Source organism: Streptomyces sp. URMC 124 (assembly GCF_051386455.1).
Taxonomy (GTDB): Bacteria; Actinomycetota; Actinomycetes; order Streptomycetales; family Streptomycetaceae; genus Streptomyces.
In genome coordinates, this window is the sequence record NZ_JBPQTS010000685.1 from 1 (window position 1) to 212 (window position 212).

Annotated in this window: 1 pseudogene; it reads left to right on the plus strand. The window is 65.6% G+C overall.

Going from position 1 to position 212, the window contains the following annotated elements:
• Positions 1-24: 24 nt before the first annotated feature.
• Positions 25-212, plus strand: a pseudogene (locus ACSNOG_RS34160) (transglycosylase SLT domain-containing protein); the annotation flags it as partial.

Sequence of the window (212 nt, forward strand, 5' to 3'; positions counted from 1 at the left end):
GCGATTGGAAGGTTCAGCTCAGTTATGCGCTCCACCGTCTCCGCCATTGCCCGTCTGCCCAAGATTCACAAGTTCTCTGTTGCCGGTATTGCTGCGACCGGTGCCGCTGTCGTCGCGGTCGCCGTTGCCCCGCAGGCTTTCGCTGCCGGCGGCGATGCCGCTTCGGCTGCGGTGCCGGTCAAGCCGGTGGCGTGGAGTGCTGAGGCTTTCGG